The sequence below is a fragment of the Desulfosediminicola sp. genome (genome assembly GCF_048381775.1).
GTDB lineage: Bacteria > Desulfobacterota > Desulfobulbia > Desulfobulbales > Desulfocapsaceae > Desulfopila > Desulfopila ganghwensis.
On record NZ_JBLXGE010000016.1, the window covers coordinates 1 to 22,148 of the forward strand.

Below are 22,148 nucleotides of genomic sequence, written 5' to 3' on the forward strand. Positions count from 1 at the left end.
ATAGCAAATTATACCAATTTTTGCCAATATATTCAGTTGCTTTTCACCTATAAAACACGCTTAAACTAGCGCCATTCAGGACAGTCCCGCTGTAATAACTGCTTGCCCGGTTTGGTGATGAGTTCTTCAAGGATGATAACGCTTCCTTTGTGGACTATGCAGTGATCAAATGGTTGAATATTGTCGATTCTTGTCAGCAGTAGCTCTTCATGGTCAAATCCGATGTAATTATGTACAGTTAATGACTGTTTATGTTCATCCAGCAACAGGATGAGTACCTTGGGTGACCCCATAAGTTGGGATGTTTTTCGCAGAAGCATTTCCTCTACACGGGAGATGTCCAGAGTTGAATTGATGGCTTTCGATAGATCATGCAACGTTCGTATGGACTGAGTGACTATTTTGTTGTCGGCATTCATCTGCTTTCCCCATCCTGGGTCTTGATCAAATAGAGATCTTGATCTTGGTTGCCTGATGCGATGAACCTGAGCAGTGCTCCATACTCCTGTGCAAAATTTTACCAAACTATCATGAAATTTCGCAGCAGGAACATGCTCTCTTGAAAGCTTATTAGAGAAAAACACCAAAACAGAACTCTACTGATTGATTTGATGAAAAGAATTGACGAATAAGCAATAGAGCCAGAAAATTTGGGTACACTAAAGTTAAGCTCTTGCCTTTATGGTGGTAGCGAGACAAAGCTCTCGAGTACCATGAAGCTGTAAGGAATTGTTGAATTCTAACTATATATTCTCCAGTTAGGTAGGTAGTGGGCATCCTGAAACTATCATGATTATGTTTTGTCTCAATGTACTACTTCGCCTAGTGGTACGGATAGGGGTAAACCTAAAAAGGAGGGTGTCGTGAATAAAAATAATTCCAGCTTCGCATATTCAATTTTTTACTTAGCTTTTTGTATTATTTTCGTACCATTTTTAGCTCAGGCTCGAGATTTTCACAAATCTCCGCGGGATTTTCTGTTCGGCAATCATCTTGACACACACCAAGAGACCAGATTAACACTTGCCAGGGATGGCTCCCCAGAAAGCCTGTCAGGGTTATTGTATATCATTTTCACTGAAGAGATCGACACCGTTTCAGGACTACCAATAGCCAGGCATCCAAGAGGTGCTGCTCAAGGTGAAGATTGTAATGAGGATGCAATTGATTGCGTAGTAGGGTGGCAGATTGATGGTCTGCCGGCAGCTGCTAAATTTCTTTTTTCCACAGGCATAAACGGTGAAGATCATCCTGTGTGGCTGGTAAACCGCGCCGATATTGCCCAACCGGGCAGTTTTACCCACTTTCACTGGATAGGTCAGGATAGTACTGATCCAGGAAGCGTTACTGTCCCAAACGAATGTGATGCAGATACCGCAAGAGAGCTAGAGGACTCGGCTGAAGATACATATTGTCCAGGCTGGTTTTTGGAGATCAAGGCATTGCGTGAATTCGTTTTTGATCATGGAGGTGAGAAGGTAGTCGTAAGACCTGGTATTGACAACACCACCCATCTGAACCTGGTGACGAATTATGATGAAGTACCGGGTATAACCCGTTCTCGATAATCAAAGAGAGGACAGGTAAAGATAACAAGGATTCTCGCAAAGAACATGCTAGATTTTCCTAACAAAAAATGTTTCCAGTAGCTATCTTTAATTTATTAGATGGCGGCAAATTGTAGATAGCTACTGTGCATCACCGATCCCGAAGCTTTGGGTCGGTGATCGATCTCAAGCATCCTGGTCACCTGAGGAGCATCAGGAAACATATTTACTTCCCTCATTGGCCAATAACCTTAGATTGGCGAAAAACATCTCCATACCCGCTTGCATGGTTGTGTCGTGCTATATTGCAGCGGCCCTGACAATTAAAGTTCTCATTTATTCAGAGGCATTGTACTTATGGCCCCTCACCAAGGATTTGCCGAGATCACCTTAGATACGAGTTGACATCCTATGCCCATTGTCGTTCGCATTCCGTTTTTAAACTACATTGAATGGCGAGAAGCTACTTGGATTCAGTTGCAATTTTTCTGTATAACATGTGTTTTGAGATGTCATACAGATCTATACAATTATTTGTTAAATCTGAATAAAATGAAAACACATGTCATTCTGCTAATAATTCTGCTCATTTCAACACCCTGTTTTTCAAAAGAAATGAAAGAATATAATTTTGTAATGTCATTAGATGATGAATTCATTGTCAGAGAAACCGATGATCTAAATGTTGATGTGCAAAAAGAACTAACCTTAAGATTTGCAGATGTAAAAATTACTCCAAAACAAGATAATAGTTTTAGCATGATGTTGTACTTTAAGTGCGACACTAAAGATCTTGCTCAATTTGATTCTTTGTCAAAAATCAAAAAATCAGTTAAGCGATCGTCTGAAAAATATTTGCCATATGTTTTTGAAAAAGAAATTAAATTGATAGACGTTAACTGGAAAGGGCAATATGGCAGTTATTGCATCCTTACTGACTCTGCGCTGGCGAACGCTAAATCAATACCACCAAATCAATTCAAATATCTTACAAGAGGAATGGTGCGCCTTTCAGAAGACTCAGCTCTTGGTTTTAGTTTAATGACTAACGAAATTAATACTGAGAAATATCAGGAAATGTTGTCTCATATAAAAAGCTGGATAAAATAATATATTGATTTAACAAACCGTTTCAAGAGGCGCGCGCCCCTGAACTCATCGTTCGATCGCATAAAAAAAAATTAGGTGCAGAAAATAGAAATTAAAAATAAGCAGTGAGATATTAACAAGGCGTAAAATCTAATAGATCAAAACCTTTTGAGAATCACTCATGACAAAAACACTCAGAATCGTACTTGATGTACTAAAACCACATCAACCAAATGCTTTGGAATTTTCTTCTGCTCTTGCTGATCTGGGGGAAGATTATAGAGTGAAATTAACAGTCACTGAGGTGGATAAAAAAACGGAAAGCACAATTGTAACTATTGAAGGCGCTGATATAAATTTTGAGAATATTAAAAATGCTATCGAAAAAATGGGGGCATCTGTTCATAGTATTGATGAAGTAGAAGTGTGTGGAACTAAGTCAACATAACTTTCTCATTAGTCTTCTACATGGCCTTTGATAGCGCGAATGTCGTATCTAATTAAGTTATTCTGTGTCGTTCACATCACATGGTCTTTAATAAAAAACAACTGCTACTGCATGTCCTTCGTGCCAGAAGTATTGCACGGCGCTATTTATTTACCAATGGTTTTGACGGTTCATTAACCATGCTGGGCATGGTGACTGGTTTCTATGTAGCTGAGATGAAAGACCTGTCGGTGGCAATCAGTGCTTGCCTGGGCGCAACAGTTGCTCTGTTTATAAGCGGATTAAGTAGCGCCTACTTGAGTGAGAAAGCAGAGCGTGAAAAAGAATTACGTGAGCTGGAACAGGCCTTGTTGGTCAACCTGAAAGAGAGTGACTACGGGCATGCAAGCCGATATCTACCAATACTTGTGGCTCTGGTTAATGGACTCGCACCATTGGTGCTATCTCTGGTGATACTCTTACCTTTATTTTTTGCAGAACAACTCCGTTCGCTTCCTTCATCACCTTTTTTAAACTCTATTTTTGTAGCACTGATATGTATCTTTTCTCTTGGGGTATTTATAGGTAAAATCAGTAAACAATTTTGGTTATGGTCCGGGTTGAGGACATTGATAACCGCCATAGTAACGGTGATAATTATTCTTCTTTTTGGCCTCTCTATTTGAAATTACCAAAAAATTATCAGATCTATTGAATTCATAGAAAGCGAGGAAGCAAATAAAAAAAATCTGGATGAGTACAATAAGTGCAACAGACCAGGAGGCGCAGTTGATTCCCGTAATAGTTCGGTGGCTAGCGGGTGATGGAAACGTTATAGATAAAGACGACCATGAGCTTTACTGTAGATCTGATACTAACTGATGTACCCAGGGATAACGGGACTGCGTGGAGATACATAGAGGCACTCCGGGACGAGTATTACGAAGACAAGTCTGGTGCTCACGAGAAGCTTAAAAAGTTGCATGAAGCTCTTATCCAAAAGTATCCCTGTTTATGTAGCTACGCCGATGATGACCCGGAGATGGATAATAGCCCTTGGGCAGATGGTCCAATCATGGATAACTTCGCAAGTAAAATAGGAATGCTCGCCATTGTTTACTCTAGAGCCAACGAGGTTTTTCCGTTGATCCTAGAAAAGGCATTGGCACTGGATATCATCGTTGCAGATGGTCAGAGCGAGAAAATATACCGGCCTGGTGAAGAGCAAGAACCAAATGAAAAGCCTTGGTGGAAATTTTGGTAGTTACTTATAGTAATACAATTTCAATCAGATAGGCAAACGCGTCCCACTTTTTGTCTTCGCAAAAACTGCGCCCCATTTGTCTGCTGGTGAATTGAGCGCTAGCAAAATTGAAAATTCAATCTGTCTTTATATGTAAAATCAGAAATGATAGAGGGGAGAAATGAAAAAACTCAGCTCGAAGGGTCAAAAGTGGTTGAAGTGTTTACACATATACTCTGGAACTGTTTGGGTTGGATGTGCAACAACTTTGGCTATAATGCAGTTTTTCGTGAATCCATCGACCGGACCTGAGCTCTATGGAATTGTCGCAACTCTAGATTTCATCGATCTATTTATTCTGGTGCCAGGAGCAATTGGAACTTTTGTAACTGCGTTGGTTTATTCAATCTGGACACACTGGGGTTGGTTTAAACATAACTGGATTACAGTGAAGTGGATTATTTGCATTTTTGGGCTGGTATTTGGAACATTTGCATTGGGGCCTTGGACCAGTGAAATGGCTGTGATAGCAAAAGAGAGGGGCCTTGATGCATTAGCTGACACCCAATATCTATCAAATAAACAAAACTCAATGATATTTGGTACCATCCAGGCTTTGACAGTAATATTTGCTGTTTTTATTTCAACACTAAAACCCTGGAAAAAAAAAGGTATTACCCAAAATTAAATTGCTAAAGAAAGAGTGGAGTCAGGTCTTGACGTTGGGTGTTGCGTCTGTTGGCAAAATAGTATCTGCGTTCACCGGACAGGCAAAATTTGAGACCTGAGTTTAGGCATTTATTCGGGATTGCAACCCGAATAAATGCCGAAACACGGTGACAAATTTGTCCCCGGTTTCCCCCGAAAAGGTTGGAGTTCAATACTATGCGAGTGTATTGTCTTCTGAACCTATTTGGCCGTTGGCCCTTATGGCTGAAAGCACAACTTTTTGGAGTATCATCTCTTTTCCCAGCCCAGGCTTTTCAAGCTGCATTCTTTTCAGATATGATTTCGCCAGCTTGGGGACCGGCTTGAAGATTTCTGCAATAAGACATTTTGCAACAGCAGTTTTTTTCTTTGCCGCCAGTTGTTTCAGTGATCCACCAATGGCTATCTCTTCATCGGTCAGGTCTGTTCCAAATGGAAATGGCGCAAAGTGACCTTCATCCCTGAAGGGTTTGAGCAACGATTCAATTTTTTCTGGATAATTCTGTTTATACTCGGGTGCCAGCTCAAAGTCTGCCGCCAGTTTGCCATTAAGTTTTGCTTCCCTGATCAGCTCATCCTGAAAACGTGAATCTGTGACCTTCAGCATCTCCTCAATAGTTTGTGAATCAGATTTCCCCCTGATATCGGCAATACCATATTCAGTGACAATGATATCTCTGAGATGCTGCGGTATCGAGGTATGTCCATAGGAGTAGACTATATTCGATTTAACCTTTTTCCTGCACATTCTGGTACTTCGTATCATCATGACCAATCTGCCATCTGGAAGGGCATGGGCCATGGAAACAAAATTATACTGACCGCCTATACCGCTGACCACGCGTCCGCACTCCAGGCTATCTGAGGTTATGGCCCCAAAAACATTTGCCATCATGCCGGTGTTGACAAAGCGGCCATCTTTTCTCTGCAGGGTACGGAGTTCTTCGTCGCCATAGAGTTGATTTACTTTTTCCACGCCAGACATGCCAAACTGCATCCGCTCTTCTTCACTCATGGAGTTAAGCGCCTCATAGAAGGCACGGGGGCCGATAAAGAATGCTCCAAGGATGACCTTTCCGTGCCTGAGCCGTTTGCCAAGTAGGGCTTTTATGGCTTTGAGGTTTTCCTGACGGTTAAAATCTGCCTGGATACTGATGTCATGACCAACAATAGAACCATTTGCGAATTCCACTCCCTCTTTCAAGATCCCGTATTCGGATAACATGGTAAAATCTTTTTCGGTCAGGGAAGGGGAGATACCTTCAATTTCTATCAACAGTTCAATAATGTTGTCTGGTATTTTATCAGCAGCGAGTTTACCGGAGTTTATCAATTTCATAAGGGGTATGCTGTCATACACCTTTCGCTTTAACACCCCACTTCTATAGAGTTGGTAGAAGGCGTCCACCAGCATCTCAGATGACCCGTAAAGCCCCTGTCTAAAGGTACCGGTCCCACCGATGTTTTTGATCAGTTCCGGGTATTTCTCCGTTATTCCGGTGGATTTTAACACCTGGTTGTATTCTTTATTTTCATTCTGGCGCATACTCAAACCTGCGGCTATTGCATCACCAAGTGCGCCTATCCCAACCTGCAGGGTTCCACCATCTTTAATGAGCGTGCTGACATGGAGACCAATGGCGTGATCTCTGAGGCTTACTGAATCTTTCGGTGGTCCAAATAACGGGTAGTTAAATTCCGGGCCCTGGAGCAGTATGTCATATTGCTCCCCATCAACAATTGCATCACCGTACATAAAGGGTAATTGTGTGTTCACTTCGCCGATGATAGCAACCTTCTTGCCCGCTTCTCTCTGCTTGCGAAGTTCCTTTATAGCCTCAATGCAAATATCGGTATTGCAGCTCATGGAGTAGAGCAGTTTCCCGTTAATTTCCCGGCTGGTAATAAGCTGGCCAAACACATTGCAGCCAAAATCGATAGCATCACGAATTACATGGGTATAGTTAGAACTCAGGTGGTTTCTTTGTGCTGCCGGAGTATTGAGGTAACCACCTGCTTTGCTGAAAAATTCAAATATTTCAACATTATCGGGGAGGATTCCTGATCGGAAATCCTTCATGTAATCAAATTCAGGAGTCCCCTCAAATATTCGGTCTACAAGAGGGGATAAAAATCTTTTCTCGATCTCACCTTTCACTTGTGGGCGTTCCAAAGCAAGGGCGGTGACTATGTTCAGCTTTATTGAAGGGTCTTCTTTGGCTCTTCTGTAGAGTTCGTTGATAAATAGAATTGGTTTACCAAGGGCCAGAGTCATGGCGAAACTGATCTCTTTCCCCACAAAGTTGATTACATCGTCAACACTTTGCTCGACATCACTACAAATCACTCCGGTTTTTCCATTCATCACACCCTCCTGCCATTGATGGTATTGCTAGGTGAGTCAGATAGCACCGGGCGACCATTCATATCCCGGCACTGAGTTCTTTTTTCCGCAAGCCAGTCACAAGGGGACAAGCGCCCTCTCATCTCTCCGGTTGATCGGGGGGAAAAGATTCTCTCAAGAGAGATTTCCTGTCTTTGTGAAAGGTGAAGTTGAAGCTATGAAACGTAGCCGACTGAGAGTGATTCTGGAGAAGCAGAACACCGCGGGCATTGGTAGATGTAGGTTGGTTTGGTTTGATGAGTTTCATAATGAGCCCTTTATTTCTGAGTACGATCATCTTGAAAATCGAACTCAGCAATATTAGCCGAAGCTTTGCCCTTACACAATGTTTATGTTTACGTAATAGTTAAATAAAGGAGGTGATTGAATAGTCCGCTCGCCAAAGCTTCCCGGTCGCAAACAAGTTGGCAAAGTACAGTTGGATGTTGATCACCCATTAAGCGGGTCCTGGAATTATTTTGATTGGGATTTTTTTGGCTTTTCATTAATTATTCATAATAACGGTTTGTTGAGATGCTTAATTCATCAATTCATCTTTGGATTCGGACAAGAGAGTTACCTTCAATTTCCCAGTCCAGGATTTAATAACCCTTCTGGTTATAGTATCTTGGCGAGTACAAAAAGCGTGGTTCATCCAATTTGATTATGGTAATATTTTGCTATTACTAATACGTAAACGTTAACAAGGCTAAAGGGGGACAGATGGAAATCGTTCAATGGGAAAGGCAGGGACACGTTGCTGTGATCACCATGTGTAATGGAGCAAATCGACAGAATTTGGCATTTGCAGAGCGGATGAGCCAATGTTTTGATCAGATACTGGATGAACAATCGATTCAAGCCATAGTACTGACATCTTCTGATGAAAAGAACTTTTCCCAGGGGATTGATGTGGAATGGCTGATGCAGAAATTTGCCGCAAAGGACTACGATACAATAAAAACCTTCATGTATGCGATGAACACAGTTTTCACACGTCTTCTTCTTATGCCGCTGCCTGTTGTTGCGGCCATTAATGGTCATGCCTATGGCAATGGGGCTATTATCTCCTGCGCCTGTGATTTCAGATTCATGAGAAACGATAAAGGCTTCTTCTGTTTCCCGGAGGTGGATGTAAATATTCCGTTTCTGCCCGGTATGATTGCCTTTGTGAAGAAAGCTATCCCGGAGGCTCTTTTTAATGAAATGCTGCTAACAGGAAAGCGGGTTACGGCAAAAGAACTTGAACTGCACAACGTGATAATCAGCTCCAGCGAAAATCAGGCTGAACTTTTAACACAAGCGATGAACTTTGCCGGGACCTTTAACAAACAGCGACCCATATTTGGTGAGTTGAAAAAACGCAAACATAAAGAGGTGGTTCGGGTCATCGAAGAAGAGGATCCGGAATTCATCGAACCACTGAACTTAATGATGAAATAGCCCTATCCTGAGCGCCTTTTCGGGAAAGACCTCAATTTCTCAAAAGGTAAACATTCTGAGTCATCAGGACTAAAGCGTGTATGGCTCAGAATGTGTTGCGGGAATACTCCTGCAACCATTCAAGATCCAATGCATAATCCTCAGCAGTAAAAAAGGGAGGTTTACTCTGCTCCCTCTTCGTTACTCCTTGTGTTAACAGAATTCAGACTACACGGCATGCTTCGTTATCACGTCAGGAGAGTGAGTTTTGCAATTGTCTGGGATGCCATTTCTCTTGCTGTAACCGCTTCTGGATAAGTGCACCGTACTGGCTACTGCTCCAGTATCTTAAGGCATTGCCATCACATGTTTTTTACCTTGAAGCGCACCTTCCCGTTCTTGGTAACAAAGATAGCTTATAAACAACTCGGTTCTGTTTCCAAATATGTACATCCTTAACTCCAGCGATAACCATGTGTTATTGAAATCAGACGATGATATGGTATAAATCCGTAAATTGAATAGCCGATATGCGAGCTGATGGAAAAGCTTATAGATAACAGCATAATCCGCCGAGCCTGTTTAAGTGCAATGCCGGTTGATCTTTTTTTTAGTAAAAAAAATACGAATCTCATGAGTTACGAAGTTTCCGGTGGAATGCCCCTTCGTGCTGTATAGATGGATCATGGAAGATAAGGAGGGGAATATCGATGGCCCGAAAAAATAGCTTTTGCCATACCGGAGGATTGGCTGGACTCATAACAGACAAGGCCAAAGCCTGCGGGGCCGATTTAGCGGGTATTGTAAATCTCGAAGAACTGAGACGTTCACCTTCTTATACAATAATTCCCAGGATTGGTTACTTCGGTGATGGCGATAAGGAAAACCAAAGAACGATTGTGCGGGATACGGTGCAATGGCCGGAAGCAGCAAAATCAGCAATTGTGATAGCTATACATCATCCTGCTGAGAAACCTGAATTGGACTGGTGGGTTAGCAAAAACGGTTCCGTTGGAAACACTGAAGGAAATAAACTGCTCATCCGTGCAATGTCAAGTTTGGTGGAATGGCTTGAAACCGAGCAGCACATCGATTGCTTCAAAGTTCCCTATAATGTCGAACGTGGCGGTGTCTTTATGAAAGATGCGGCTGTGTTGGGCGGGTTGGGCTGTATTGGGAAAAACAATATGCTGATCACGCCAGAGTATGGTCCCAGAGTAAGGTTGCGGGTCATCCTGTCGGCAGAAGACATACCCTCCACCGGTGGTCTGGACTTTGATCCCTGCGGGGACTGCAGCATGCCGTGTCGCAAGGCATGTCCCCAGGGAGCATTTTCACAACAGGTCTACTTTTCAGATACCTTAGGTGTTGAATCGCTACCCGGCAGAAGTGGTGTATACGATAGAATACGCTGTAATTTGCAAATGGTTGAAAATGAGTCAAAAGCAGAATTGGCAGGCGCTGATGAGCATGCAAACGGCGCAATGGAGCTGGTTCAATACTGTCGTAAATGCGAGCTGATTTGCCCGGTCGGTTCTGCCTGAATACTACCTGAGGAAAGGATTCAGACCAGAACGACTACAGATGCATCTTTTCCGTCTTCGCGGCAACACTGCTTACCGATGAGATAATTCGGGGCATGGGTTGCCGCTACCGGTTTTCGAACATCGCTTTGATTTGCTCACGGCTATCAACAAGCATGTTGCGATTGGCATCGAACACTTCGAGAGTGAGGGTGTCGTCGTATCCGACGCCCTGCAGGCTCTGCACCAATTCTTCAAAATTGACAGATCCTTCTCCAATAGCCAGGTGGTCGTCCCGTCTGCCGTGGTTGTCACTGAAGTGAAGATGGCCGATGCGGGCGCCATGCAGCTGAACGAAGTTTTGCAGACGACTTTTCTGGTGGTCATGGATATTGGCGTGTCCGGTATCCAGCGTTAGTTTGACAGAAGGGAATAGCCTGAAGATTTCTTCAAAGTCTTCAGGTTCCACGCCCAGCAGGTTACGTGAAAACATGTTTTCGAGACAGATAGATATATTCAAATGCTGGCTGACGGTGACCATTTCAGACAAAAAATCAAAGAAATGCCCTTTGACTGTTTCCAGAATGAAGGAGCCCATGCCAATGACCATGCTGGGATGAAGGACTACCTTCTTCACGCCCATTTCGGCCGCAACGTCGAGGGAACGGAGCATCTCTGCAATTGAGGCCTGACGGAGGCTTGCCGTGAGGTCGGCAGTTGTCACGAAGGTGGGCAAGTGACAGACTAATCCCAGCCCGGAATCTTTCAGAGCCCGGGAGATGGCTGCCTTGTTCGATGCCACGATACTGTGATGTGCCATGGGAGGATCCATGGCAAGCTCGAGATAGTCGAACCCCAACCGTGAAATTATATCGATTTCTTCCAGTATCGGTCTGACTGGAAAATTCATGGCACCATATTGCATGTAACACCTCAGCTGAAAGTGAGAATGTCTCTGAAAGAATAGCACGCATAGAAGAATTTAATCCATCAGAGCGTTTAGTCCCAATTATATATAGTAAAGCAAAGATGGCCTTTTAGAAAATCCGACTAGCTTCTTGCCACTTCAGCCTAAGATTTGTCAGGGGCAAGAGCAGTGCGCAGGTTTTCAATCATCCATTGGATATCTCTCCCTTTCTCTACGCAATAAAGTCAATAAAAGTGCAGACTGCTCGGCAGAGTGAACTTCCCCCATTTTAACGGACACGTTGAATACGTATCATCTGCTCTGCAGGAGAGTGTTTCGGCCAACCATTCCTTCCTCCTTGTTGATGCAGGAAATGCCCGGCAATATCACTGGTCGGTTAATTCACTGTAATTGTATTGATTAACAATGCATTTGAGAAAATTCTTGCCATACATTTCAGGCTATGTTAACAGCTGTTAACATGATTGGAACGAAGCAAACAATTCTCCATGCGGCTTGCGACATTTATCTGCTTGAAGGCTATAAGGGCATGAGCATGCGCAAGGTCGCAGAGAAGGCGGCCATCTCGGCCACCGCCATCTATCGTCATTTCGAGAACAAGGAGGCCCTGCACCACCAGGTGTTGCGGGAAGGTTTCAGAACCTTCGATTCCTACCTGCAGCCGGCCCTGCTCGGCACAACCGGGATGGAACGTCTCGATCTCGCAGCCAGGCGTTTTTTCGCTTTTGCCACCGAGCAGCGGAAATATCATGAGATACTCTTTCTGACCATGGATCACACCGTCGAGCATAAGGTCAAAGGGGTACTGGCCAAAGACGCGACCGTAAGCCAGAAATTCATGGTGGAACGAATTCAGGAGTGCATGGCTGAGGGCAGCCTGCGCCGCGATGATCCGGAGGAGGTCGCCATGTTGCTGCTCTGCACCTGTAACGGCTTTTTCGCCCAGTATGTTTCAAAAAAGGTCGTTGATGTGCCGACGATAATGAAGGAAAAATATTGGCGGATGTATCAGCGCCTGCTGCATGGCTTGAAATAACAAGGATAAAGCGAAAATCGGTTCCATGCCGGAGCAGAGGCATGCTGATTTTTTTTAGCCCACAAAGTTAACGCTTGTTAACCAGTTTATATCAGCGGCTTGTTCATCAGTATCATCTATAACCTGAAGGAGGTATTGCCATGTTGCTCAATAGCGGGAATGCAAAAACCAACCAGGACTCAGCGCAGGATGAGAGTATCCAGGTAACCAGAAACCTGCTCCTGAACCCTAAAACTGTGTCCTACGAGCATCTTGACAGCGAATCCAGGCAACTGGTGCTGAAGACCATCGAGTTTTTTGAGACCAAGGGCAAGGAGCAGCTCAAGCACGATGATCACGAACGGGTCTGGTACGCCGACTTCCTCGAATTCTCGCATCGGGAGCAACTCTTTGCCACATTTCTTACTCCTGCCAAGTTCGGTGATGGAGCAAAACGTTGGGATACGTCCAGGAATTGCGCCATCAACGAGGTTTTGGGCTTTTACGGTTTGAGTTATTGGTACACCTGGCAGGTGACTATTCTTGGTCTTGGCCCCATCTGGATGAGTAACAACGAGGAGATTCAACATAAAACTGCGCGCCTCCTGGGAGAGGGTGAGATTTTTGCTTTCGGCCTCTCGGAAAAAGAGCATGGTGCAGATATCTACACCAGCGACGTCGGGCTTACCCCACAGTCTGATTCGGGCTGGCTGGCGAATGGCTCGAAATATTATATCGGCAACGCCAACGAGGCGGCCCTGGTTTCAACGTTCGGCAAGTTCAATGATTCCGGCGACTATGTCTTTTTCGCAGTCAACTCCCAGCACGAGAACTACGAACTCGTAAAAAATGTCATAAATTCGCAAAATTACGTCGCAGAATACAAGCTGAACGACTACCCCATCAGCGAGAATGACATTCTGGCCAGGGGGCGGGATGCCTGGGATATGGCGCTCAATACTGTCAACGTCGGCAAATTCAACCTCGGCTGGGCCTCAATAGGCATCTGTAGCCACGCCTTCCACGAGGCAATCAACCACGCTGCCAACCGCCATCTTTTCGACCATTACGTCACCGATTTCGTCCATGTTCAGCAGCTTTTTATCGATGCATATGCGCGGCTTACTGCCATGAAGCTTTTTGCTCTCAGGGCCATCGACTACATGCGCGTTGCAGGTAGCGAGGACCGGCGCTATTTGCTCTTTACGCCAATGGTCAAGATGAAGGTGACGACCCAGGGCGAAGATGTCGTCAACGCACTGTGGGACGTTATTGCCGCCAAAGGTTTTGAAAAGGATATGTACTTTGAGATGGCTGCCAGAGATATCAGGGCGCTCCCTAAACTTGAGGGTACCGTTCATGTAAACATGGCGCTTATTATTAAATTCATGGCCAATTATTTTTTCAAGCCGGGCAGCTATAGCGAAACGCCGCGGCAAACTGCGCCGGTAAATGACGATTTTCTTTTCAGGCAGGGGGCGACCAAGGGCCTGGGCAAAACACGCTTTCACGATTATCGCACGATTTACAAAGAGTTCAACTCGCCCAACGTCAAAATTTTCAAAAAGCAAATCAGGCTGTTAAAGATCCTGCTGGTTGTCGGCAAGCCCAGCAAGCAACAGATCAAGGATTTTGATTTTCTGCTCAACCTCGGCGAACTGTTCACCCTCGTGGTGTATGGCCAGTTGATCCTCGAAAACGCCAAGTTGATGAAGATTGACCCGGCACTCATCGACCAGATTTTTGAGGTCATGATCCGGGACTTCTCGAAATTTGCCCTGCAACTTTATACCAAAGGCTCCACCAGCTTCATCCAGCAGAGGATCTGTACCAGGATGGTAAAACGCCCGGCAGTGAACCCGAAGCAGCTGCAGCACATCTGGGAAACGTATGTGTATAGCATGAAAGACCAGTATGAGATGAATCCATGATCTACGGCATAGCCTGATAAAGTGGGGGCAGGTTATCGCCCCACCTTTGTTTGAAGCAGGTGACGATAAAAGCTGGTGCCCGCGCCATTCGAGATCGGCCACGATTACAGTGGTCGATTATTTGTGGGAAAGAACTCTGATTGGACATTTGCTATTTTGTTTTGCAGGCCAGGTTCTTATCCACACCATCCTCAACGCTCTCAAAAATAACGCCTCTCTTATCGCAGAACTGCACATACCAAAAGCTTGACCTGGCGAGGAGCGACTGGTAGTTTCCCGGGAAAATGTTCAATGCAACTGTCCATCAGAAAGAGTTGCATGCTTATTGACCTGGGGGAGTCTTCGGACTGAGAGTTTCGTTTTTCGTAGAATAACGAATCGACCCTTTGAACCTGATCCGGATAATACCGGCGGAGGGAACGGTCGAATCGTCCGCTGCATCCTGCCGCGCCCCGATCGAACCCTTCGATATCTTCACTATGGGGCACAACAATGTATAAAACACAGATGGAACTGGCGCGTGAAGGATACGTGACCGAGGACGTATCGATAGCAGCAGCAGAAGCCGGTCTCGACCCGGAAATACTTCGAGATCGAATCGCTGAAGGGACGGCAATAGTATGCCGGAACAACAGGCGAACGAGCGGAAAGCCGCTGGCGGTAGGGAAGGGAATCCGAACCAGGGTCAACGCTAATATCGGCACCAGTAAAGACGATACCTCCATTGAGAACGAACTTGCCAAGGCAAAAGCAGCAGTAGCCGCAGGTGCTGACGCTATAATGGACCTCTCCACCGGCGGACCGATCGATGAAATCCGGGCGGCAATCATTGCCGAAACCGATATCTGTATCGGTTCCGTTCCTCTTTACCAGGCAGCATGCGACACCGTTGTTCGAAAAGGAAAAGCCATCGTCGATATGAGTGTGGATGATATTTTTGACGGTATCAGGAAACATCTTGAGGACGGCGTCGATTTCATCACCGTTCATTGCGGTGTTACCCGGGCAACACTTGAGAAGATGGACAACGAGGGACGCATCATGGAGGTTGTCTCCCGCGGAGGCTCCTTTACCTGCGCCTGGATGCAGCACAATAATGCGGAAAATCCCCTGTATGAATACTTTGACCGCTTACTGGAATTGGTAAAGCCTTATGACGCAACTCTGTCGCTGGGTGACGGTTTCCGCCCGGGCTGTCTTGCCGATGCAACAGACAGGGCCCAGATCCATGAGCTGTTGACCCTTGGTGAGCTGACGCAGCGTGCCTGGGATGCCGGTATACAGGTGATGATCGAGGGACCTGGCCACGTGCCGCTTGACCAGATCAAGACCAACATCCAGTTACAGAAGAGACTCTGCCATGGTGCGCCGTTCTATGTTCTCGGCCCCCTGGTGACCGATGTCGCACCAGGCTACGATCATATAAGCTGTGCAATCGGCGGCGCTATAGCGGCAAGTGCCGGTGCGGATTTTCTCTGCTATGTAACCCCCAGCGAACATCTCTGTCTGCCGACCATAGAAGATGTGCATGAAGGTGTTATGGCAACCCGTCTGGCGGGTCACGCTGCTGATATCGTAAAAGGTATTCCCGGCGCCATGGAGTGGGACAACAAGATGTCACGGGCCAGAAAAAATCTGGACTGGGAAAAACAGTACGAACTGGCGCTTGATCCAGATCTGGCCAGAAAACGAAGAGGTGCAACAGCAGAGGTGGCAGAAGCCCATGGTGCGTGCACTATGTGTGGTGAATTTTGCGCGTATAAAATGATGGATCAAAGGAAAGAAGCAAGCAAGGCGACGGCCTGCAAGTCAGCTCAATAACAGCGGAAGTACTAGCTTTTTAATGTCATTTTCGGGACAGAGCCGAATGGAGTTCCACTGTTTGGCTCCGACCTTGGTACCAAACAATAAAGCCGCAATCTCAACAGTCTGGGGATTGTTTTTTTTTGTTTTCATCAGTAACCAAAACGAATCGAGTTACAGGGCGCATTTTTTTCCTATTTCCTGCCTGAAGCCAGTATGTACAGCGGTTGTTGGGGGCTACTTTGCATGCTTTGGTGTGAGAAATTGAAAAGAGAGAGTGAAAAAACTTGCAGCCATAAAAAAAATGGTGTAATTTGCCCTCCCCTGTCTGGGGGGTGCAACGTTTTTTTCAGGATAAATCCACGTATTAGTGGAGTTATTTCGACTAATCCTCGGTAGCTCAGTTGGTAGAGCAGGTGGCTGTTAACCACCTTGTCGGCGGTTCGAGTCCGTCCCGGGGAGCCAGTGTCCACTCAGCCCGATTCCGGAATCGGGGTGTTTTTCATATAGGCCAGAGGGGTTTCCCCTGGCCAGCATTGCCGAAAAGGCCGAACATCCAGAGGGTGTTCGGCCTTTTTTGCGTTCTATCTCAGTTCTGGTTGCTGCTTTGAGTCTGGACGTTAAAGCTGTCAAACCTTCTGTGCCTGTTTCTCCTTCACTGTTTCTTTTCAGAATGCCGAAGGGTGCCGCTGAACAATAATAGCTATATTACAGCTGATTGAGCCAAAAGTTTTATTTTTAGGTTCATTGACGTTTCGAGTGAAAATTACCAGAAAATACGGGCAAATGAATTCACATTTTGATAAATATATTACGTGAACGTAAACGGAATGTTTCTAATCAATACCAGTGAGCCGCCATGACCGATACCGACAGAGTACAGTTAGAAGTTCGTGATCACGTTGCGTATGTGACCTTAAACAGACCTGACAAACATAACGGCCTGGATGAAGCGATGTTGAAAGCGATCATCAGTACCGCCCGGACGATTCGTAAGGACCGGTCGATTCGTTGCGTCATCCTGAAAGGTAATGGGCCTTCTTTTTGTGCAGGCCTCGACTTTGGGTATGTGGCGAAAAATCCACTTATGGTGCCGAAATTCTTTGCCAAGCTGCCATGGACGAAAGACAACGTATTCCAGCGCGTTGCCCATGTCTGGCGGGATATGCCAATTCCGGTTATCGCCGCTGTGCATGGCAACTGCTTCGGTGGAGGCATGCAGATCATTCTGGCCTGCGACTATCGTATTGCCACTCCGGAGGCCACACTTTCCATCCTCGAGATGAAGTGGGGGCTGATCCCCGACATGAGCGGCATGGTGACCTTGTCCCGCCTGACCAGGGTCGATATTGCCCAGGAACTGACCATGACCGGCCGTTTCTTCTCAGGAGTTGAAGGGGCGGAATATGGGCTGATCAGTAAGGTGAGTGATGAGCCGTTGGCTGAAGCGGAAGAACTTGCCCGGACAATCTGCGAAAAGAGCCCGGATGCGGTTGCAGCAAGTAAGTTCTTGCTCAAAAAGGCCTGGAAGAAGGACACCAGGATGGCGCTATTTTGGGAAAGGTTGACCCAGTTGCGCCTCTTTATCGGCAAGAACCAGCGGATCGCCATGTATAACGGCATGAACAAGGAGAAGGGGCCGAAACCTTATATAGTGAGGAAGAGTTTCAGGTAGAAGAGAGGAGAAAAGGGCGAGTTCATCTTGTTCATTACATCTCGAAATCGTGAACAGGCTGGACACATCCCACCAGCAAGGCTCCATTTGGCCTGATACCTCTTTTGTAGCGAGTCTCAAGATTTTCAGGAAGTATCTTCAAAATCAGAATATGAATCTACACAAAGGGGTGTGAATCATCTGTGTAGAGCGAAGATATTCGTTGCAGGCAGAGGTATGTTCAGTCTTGCGTTATCACTCTAACTGTCAGATAGATTCTACAATGAAGTATTGACCGTATCCTAAGTCAGAGAGGATATAATCCTCTCCCATGGGGGTCACATATCAATCCAATTGCTATCCAGTTCCACGGTCACCGTAATAGGCTTAGTAATACTATTATAAACAGGTGAATATTTCTGAGCCATCAGAAGAAGTTCCTTTTTTTTACTCTCTGAAGCATCTGCATCAATTGAAAAAAACACACGAATAGCCTTATATCCAACAGGGACTTCCTCTGACATTCCAAGAAATCCGCGAAGGTCTAAATCTCCCTCAAATCTGGATTTCACACCCTTGATTTGAACCCCCAATGCTGCGGAATGTGCTATCAGGCTTGTCGTCAAGCAACCTGACAGAGCCACAAGAAGATACTCAACTGGATTGGCACCCAAATTGTTTCCGCAAAGAACAGGTGGTTCATCTATTTCGAAAACTATAGGGTCCCGGGTATCATCGTCCTGACAGGCACCATAAAAACTCTTTATCGTCGCTCTATTATGAGTACCGTCGATCCATCGATTTGTTGCACAAAATTTAAACTGAGCAATTTCTGGTTTTTCTTTAATGAGCTCTATCGTACTGAATAACTGGTCTACATTGATTCCATTGATTTTCTTTTCCTGTTTCATCGTAATATCCTCCATTCAGATGGATATAAGTTGCCAGTATGTACACACCTGCATTCAAATTGAAAACCATAGTTGCTCAATACAATCACAACACAATAGACCTATGTACACGTTACGAAATAATGAGCAATTTTAGATGGAAACAGCTCATCTGGGAAGAGTAGCCGGAATCCTTGTGATTTCTCCTCATGAAGTACAAAAGTTGCAAAGTAGGCATACACAGTTTTTATCAAGCAAGATAGACTGACAGTCATTCTTACCATAGCAAGACAAATAAGAACTGCCCCTGCGCCAAGCAACACCTCCATTGCTTTTCCTTAGTCACGCTGATGAGGGAGTGCTTAAATGAGGCAATAGGCCTGGCCTATGGTGGCGGTCGTTGATGTTTCCAGAACATCGATAATCTGTGATTCACAAATTGTGTCCGTTTGAAATTGCCAGATCTAATCTAGATCTACTTGATTTGCACCCCAGGTAGTTACGTATACAAACTGTGAATCTTGGGGTTCTGTTTATCGACACTACTGCTGCATCAGCCAGTATCTTCATCAGGGTGAATGTCAGATCGGATCACGATTTCAGACATGAAACGCAGCGACTTTCACCCCTGATTTTTTTGTACCCCAGGTTTTGATTATCTAACCTATTAAATTATAGATAAATCCGGACAGTACGGCGCCAGAAAAACCAAGGACGACATACATTGCAAAAACCTGCTTACGAACCAGCGCATAAACTGCGGTCATGGCAAGGATGGAACTGATCGCACCAGCCACAATAAAGGCCAGTCCTGATCCCACAGACATACCCTGATCAATGAGACCGGATACTATTGGTGAAGAATAGTTATGTCGCTGATAAAATTGCTGGTGAACGAATTAAAGGCTGGAGTTGTAGGATCTTGATTTCTTCTGATGCACTTTTTCCCCCAATCTATATGCTCGTAACTGAAAGAAGAATTAAAAACCAAAGTCTTCGACTTCAATCTTCTCTTGTTTAACAACTTTAGGCTTTTCTGCCTTTTCATGAATATCGACCCGGTCGATGTATATGGCGATTTTGCGTACCGGGCAGATCGACTCGCAACCACCGCAACCGATGCAAGCCTCTTTGTGAACTATCTCAGGCTTGGTAATACCCGGCTTATAGGGCACCATTTTAAGGGCGCCTGTGGGACAATGTTCAGCGCACGCCCCACAGGCCTTGTTGTCTTTTTTGACAATACACTCATCGATTACCAGCTTTGCAATGCCGATTCTGGTTACTTTCTTTTCAGCCAGGGACATTGTGCCAAGTGCCTTGGTCGGGCAGATCTCAATGCATTTTCGACATTGGTAGTCACAGAAGTGGTGGATTCCATACTTGAGTACCGGTTGCATGAATCCAGCGATACCGTTATCAAGAAAAGCCGGTCGTAATACTCCGGAAGGACATTGACTGACACAGAGTTGACAGGCAGTGCAGGTCCTGCGGAATGCCTTGAGGGATCCGGCACCGGGTGGAATGGGCGCAGAACCTTTAGGTGATGCCGATGTCGTTGGTGCATTGGGTGTATCAAGTAGATTCGGTGGGGTTGGTGGGGCTCCACCTTCCGCTGCTGTCGATAATCCTGGCAGGGGAAGTGTGCAGACGGCAACAAGGCCGGTATGCATCAATTTAAGAAACTGCCTTCTTCCCATTTGAGCCGTAGTACTCATATCGATTGAACTCATACCGATTTTCTCTTTATGGGGAAGTTATAAGAAATTGCATCATAATTACAGACGGGCAGGCAGTTAAAGCAACAAATACAGTTACTGGAGTCCACCTGCTCTGTTTGGAGGGTGATTACCCCAGCTTTACAATGTTTCTCGCAAAGACCGCAGGAAACACATTTCTCATCATTTATGGTTACTCGAATAAGAGGTTTTATGGCAGCCAAACTCAGTACTGTGCCTACAGGACAAATGGTATTGCACCAGAACCTTGGTCCATAAACATAGAGAAAGTAACAAATAAGTGACAGTGAGAACACTGCGACGAGAAGCACGGAAATCCCTGCAAAATGATAATCTTTGGCCACAGCACTGTATATGCCGAATTGATTGAGGGCAGCGGAGAGCTGGTTGTTGGCGAAGGTGAGTGGGGGGACTGCAAACGTCGTGGTCAAGCGCCCGAAAAGAGACCATGGATCAACAAGCAACAATGCCAGCGACGCCCCGGAAAATATCGATATAACGCATACGGTAAGGATGCTGTATCGTACTATCCCCGGGCCTCGGCTCATGTTCTTGACCTTTTCCTTTTGGAACCGGGCCAGAATGTCATGCAAAATACCGAGCGGACAAAGAAAAGAACAGTACCAGCGACCGAAAATCGCCGTAAATAAGGTGATTGCAATAACGATTGCAGAAGAACCCGCCATCAGGGCTGGAATGAATTGAATGCGACTGAGCAGGGAAGGATCAAACCCGTAAATTTCGGAAAATGTCCCACCGACATATAAAAGCAGCAGTAGAAAAAAAGATCCGGCAAAGATTCGCCGGACCAATTGCAGAGTACGACCCATAACCGAATTGTTACAGTTTAACGCGCTTGATATTTAAAGAAGCCAGGTCAGTTGTGCCAAGACCGCTCTCTTCCCCTTTCTGGATATGGCTGACGTCGCTTACATCCATTGGTCGTAGCTGGGAGAAAAACTTTGTAGCCGCCGTATCCACAGCAACGGGGTCAGATGAGGTGAACATTGCCCTGGTCTGAGCCACATCTTCAACACTGATGCCGGATGGCCCGTTGCGCACCATTGTGCGAAAACCATCAACAATATTGAGCGTAGGCTTTTTTTCCCAGGTGCAGAGATCGGCAATACATTGTTGCAAACCGGATCTGTGGAAAATTCGCCTGTCCCAGACTATGCCCATATTGTTTTTCATAGCAATAGACATGCTCGCACCGCCGTGGTGTTTGAGGGTGGGAACATTGAACCAGACATCACTGTTAATCAGGGATTTATGGATCTTTGTCTCTTTGAGAACTTTACCTTTTGGTAGTGAAACCGATGTATAGTATCGTTCATTGTTGCCGGGAACCATGGTGCCACCATGGGACTCAACGGCCTCTTTAATGCCACTGAGTTCATAGCAGCTTTTCCACTCCTGACAGGTGTGATCGAAAACTTCAACTCGACCAGCGCCAGCTTCAAAAGAGAGCTTAACCAGCTCACCAATTACTTCCGGGCTGGTATTGGCACCAAGTTCAGGTGTTTTTGCCCAGCCGATATTGGGCTTTATAACTACCCGGTCACCTTTCTTTATAAATGCCTCAATACCGCCAAGCTCCTGGACAGTCCGTTGCAGCATATCCACCGGGGAATTGCCACCCAAGACCGCTACGAGATCCTTGCCATTTTCTGCGAAGGCCTGTCGTACCCAGAGGGGTAAACCAAAATCAAGTGAGGTTGCTGCTGTTACCACCATTCCTGTCTTAATGAAATCACGCCTGTCCATACTCACCTCCAATCGTTGTGTGGCAGCCAGTGTAGCATGTCTGAAAAGTATACCCGCTTTTTATAAAAATCGCCGAACC

20 protein-coding genes, 1 tRNA gene and 1 riboswitch are annotated in these 22,148 nt (G+C 45.5%); of the genes, 13 read left to right on the forward strand and 8 right to left on the reverse strand.

The genetic code is table 11. The features are described 5' to 3' along the window. Window positions 1-65: 65 nt before the first annotated feature. Window positions 66-419, reverse strand: a complete 354-nt coding sequence (locus ACN5NT_RS21000) for a hypothetical protein (RefSeq protein WP_419176779.1) — start codon at window positions 417-419, stop codon at window positions 66-68. A 444-nt stretch (window positions 420-863) separates the two neighbouring features. Between ACN5NT_RS21000 and ACN5NT_RS21005 the strand changes: the two genes are divergently transcribed. From ACN5NT_RS21005 to ACN5NT_RS21030, 6 genes are all read left to right on the forward strand, one after another. Then, complete coding sequence (locus tag ACN5NT_RS21005; protein WP_419176780.1) at window positions 864-1,568, forward strand: hypothetical protein; 705 nt, start codon at window positions 864-866, stop codon at window positions 1,566-1,568. Between the two features lie 531 nt (window positions 1,569-2,099). Further along, window positions 2,100-2,657, forward strand: coding sequence for a hypothetical protein (locus ACN5NT_RS21010; RefSeq protein WP_419176781.1), 558 nt, complete (start codon window positions 2,100-2,102; stop codon window positions 2,655-2,657). 160 nt (window positions 2,658-2,817) lie between these two features. Continuing rightward, window positions 2,818-3,084: a DUF211 domain-containing protein gene (locus tag ACN5NT_RS21015; RefSeq protein WP_136798469.1), complete on the forward strand. Its 267-nt coding sequence runs from the start codon at window positions 2,818-2,820 to the stop codon at window positions 3,082-3,084. Window positions 3,085-3,164: 80 nt separating this feature from the next. After that, window positions 3,165-3,749 (forward strand): hypothetical protein, encoded by a 585-nt coding sequence (locus ACN5NT_RS21020; RefSeq protein WP_419176782.1) that lies wholly within the window; start codon window positions 3,165-3,167, stop codon window positions 3,747-3,749. Window positions 3,750-3,913: 164 nt separating this feature from the next. Then, window positions 3,914-4,327 (forward strand): hypothetical protein, encoded by a 414-nt coding sequence (locus ACN5NT_RS21025; RefSeq protein WP_419176783.1) that lies wholly within the window; start codon window positions 3,914-3,916, stop codon window positions 4,325-4,327. 160 nt (window positions 4,328-4,487) lie between these two features. Continuing rightward, window positions 4,488-4,994, forward strand: a complete 507-nt coding sequence (locus tag ACN5NT_RS21030; RefSeq protein WP_136798466.1) for a hypothetical protein — start codon at window positions 4,488-4,490, stop codon at window positions 4,992-4,994. Between the two features lie 195 nt (window positions 4,995-5,189). Here ACN5NT_RS21030 and ACN5NT_RS21035 read toward each other — a convergent pair whose 3' ends face one another. Next, complete coding sequence (locus ACN5NT_RS21035; protein ID WP_419176784.1) at window positions 5,190-7,379, reverse strand: acetyl-CoA hydrolase/transferase C-terminal domain-containing protein; 2,190 nt, start codon at window positions 7,377-7,379, stop codon at window positions 5,190-5,192. A gap of 741 nt (window positions 7,380-8,120) precedes the next feature. Between ACN5NT_RS21035 and ACN5NT_RS21040 the strand changes: the two genes are divergently transcribed. Together ACN5NT_RS21040 and ACN5NT_RS21045 are read left to right on the forward strand one after the other, a co-directional pair. Then, window positions 8,121-8,840: an enoyl-CoA hydratase/isomerase family protein gene (locus ACN5NT_RS21040; RefSeq protein WP_419176785.1), complete on the forward strand. Its 720-nt coding sequence runs from the start codon at window positions 8,121-8,123 to the stop codon at window positions 8,838-8,840. Between the two features lie 689 nt (window positions 8,841-9,529). After that, complete coding sequence (locus tag ACN5NT_RS21045) at window positions 9,530-10,363, forward strand: epoxyqueuosine reductase (protein ID WP_419176786.1); 834 nt, start codon at window positions 9,530-9,532, stop codon at window positions 10,361-10,363. Between the two features lie 106 nt (window positions 10,364-10,469). Here the strand turns inward: ACN5NT_RS21045 and ACN5NT_RS21050 are convergent, their stop codons facing one another. Further along, window positions 10,470-11,252 carry a sugar phosphate isomerase/epimerase family protein gene (locus ACN5NT_RS21050; protein ID WP_419176787.1) on the reverse strand — a complete coding sequence of 261 codons (783 nt, stop codon included), beginning with the start codon at window positions 11,250-11,252 and terminating at the stop codon, window positions 10,470-10,472. Window positions 11,253-11,730: 478 nt separating this feature from the next. On the opposite strand from ACN5NT_RS21050, the gene ACN5NT_RS21055 reads away from it, so the two are divergent. The 5 genes from ACN5NT_RS21055 (at window position 11,731) to ACN5NT_RS21075 (ending at window position 17,694) form a co-directional block, all read left to right on the forward strand. After that, window positions 11,731-12,306: a TetR/AcrR family transcriptional regulator gene (locus ACN5NT_RS21055; protein WP_167495820.1), complete on the forward strand. Its 576-nt coding sequence runs from the start codon at window positions 11,731-11,733 to the stop codon at window positions 12,304-12,306. A 140-nt stretch (window positions 12,307-12,446) separates the two neighbouring features. Further along, window positions 12,447-14,216, forward strand: a complete 1,770-nt coding sequence (locus ACN5NT_RS21060) for an acyl-CoA dehydrogenase (RefSeq protein ID WP_419176788.1) — start codon at window positions 12,447-12,449, stop codon at window positions 14,214-14,216. Window positions 14,217-14,538: 322 nt separating this feature from the next. Then, window positions 14,539-14,653: riboswitch (TPP riboswitch) on the forward strand. 55 nt (window positions 14,654-14,708) lie between these two features. Beyond that, window positions 14,709-16,037: a phosphomethylpyrimidine synthase ThiC gene (thiC, locus tag ACN5NT_RS21065; protein ID WP_419176789.1), complete on the forward strand. Its 1,329-nt coding sequence runs from the start codon at window positions 14,709-14,711 to the stop codon at window positions 16,035-16,037. A gap of 371 nt (window positions 16,038-16,408) precedes the next feature. Then, window positions 16,409-16,484: transfer RNA gene (locus tag ACN5NT_RS21070), tRNA-Asn, on the forward strand. 394 nt (window positions 16,485-16,878) lie between these two features. Continuing rightward, window positions 16,879-17,694, forward strand: a complete 816-nt coding sequence (locus ACN5NT_RS21075; protein ID WP_419176790.1) for a crotonase/enoyl-CoA hydratase family protein — start codon at window positions 16,879-16,881, stop codon at window positions 17,692-17,694. Between the two features lie 317 nt (window positions 17,695-18,011). Here ACN5NT_RS21075 and ACN5NT_RS21080 read toward each other — a convergent pair whose 3' ends face one another. The 5 genes from ACN5NT_RS21080 to ACN5NT_RS21100 form a co-directional block, all read right to left on the reverse strand. Then, window positions 18,012-18,584: an OsmC family protein gene (locus ACN5NT_RS21080; protein ID WP_419176791.1), complete on the reverse strand. Its 573-nt coding sequence runs from the start codon at window positions 18,582-18,584 to the stop codon at window positions 18,012-18,014. Window positions 18,585-19,222: 638 nt separating this feature from the next. Then, window positions 19,223-19,384, reverse strand: a complete 162-nt coding sequence (locus tag ACN5NT_RS21085) for a hypothetical protein (RefSeq protein ID WP_419176792.1) — start codon at window positions 19,382-19,384, stop codon at window positions 19,223-19,225. Window positions 19,385-19,543: 159 nt separating this feature from the next. Then, window positions 19,544-20,296: a 4Fe-4S dicluster domain-containing protein gene (locus ACN5NT_RS21090; RefSeq protein ID WP_419176793.1), complete on the reverse strand. Its 753-nt coding sequence runs from the start codon at window positions 20,294-20,296 to the stop codon at window positions 19,544-19,546. Then, complete coding sequence (locus ACN5NT_RS21095; RefSeq protein WP_419176794.1) at window positions 20,293-21,132, reverse strand: 4Fe-4S binding protein; 840 nt, start codon at window positions 21,130-21,132, stop codon at window positions 20,293-20,295. Before ACN5NT_RS21095 ends, ACN5NT_RS21090 begins: the two co-directional genes overlap by 4 nt. A 10-nt stretch (window positions 21,133-21,142) precedes the next feature. Next, window positions 21,143-22,069 (reverse strand): DUF362 domain-containing protein, encoded by a 927-nt coding sequence (locus tag ACN5NT_RS21100; RefSeq protein ID WP_419176795.1) that lies wholly within the window; start codon window positions 22,067-22,069, stop codon window positions 21,143-21,145. Window positions 22,070-22,148: the final 79 nt, after the last annotated feature.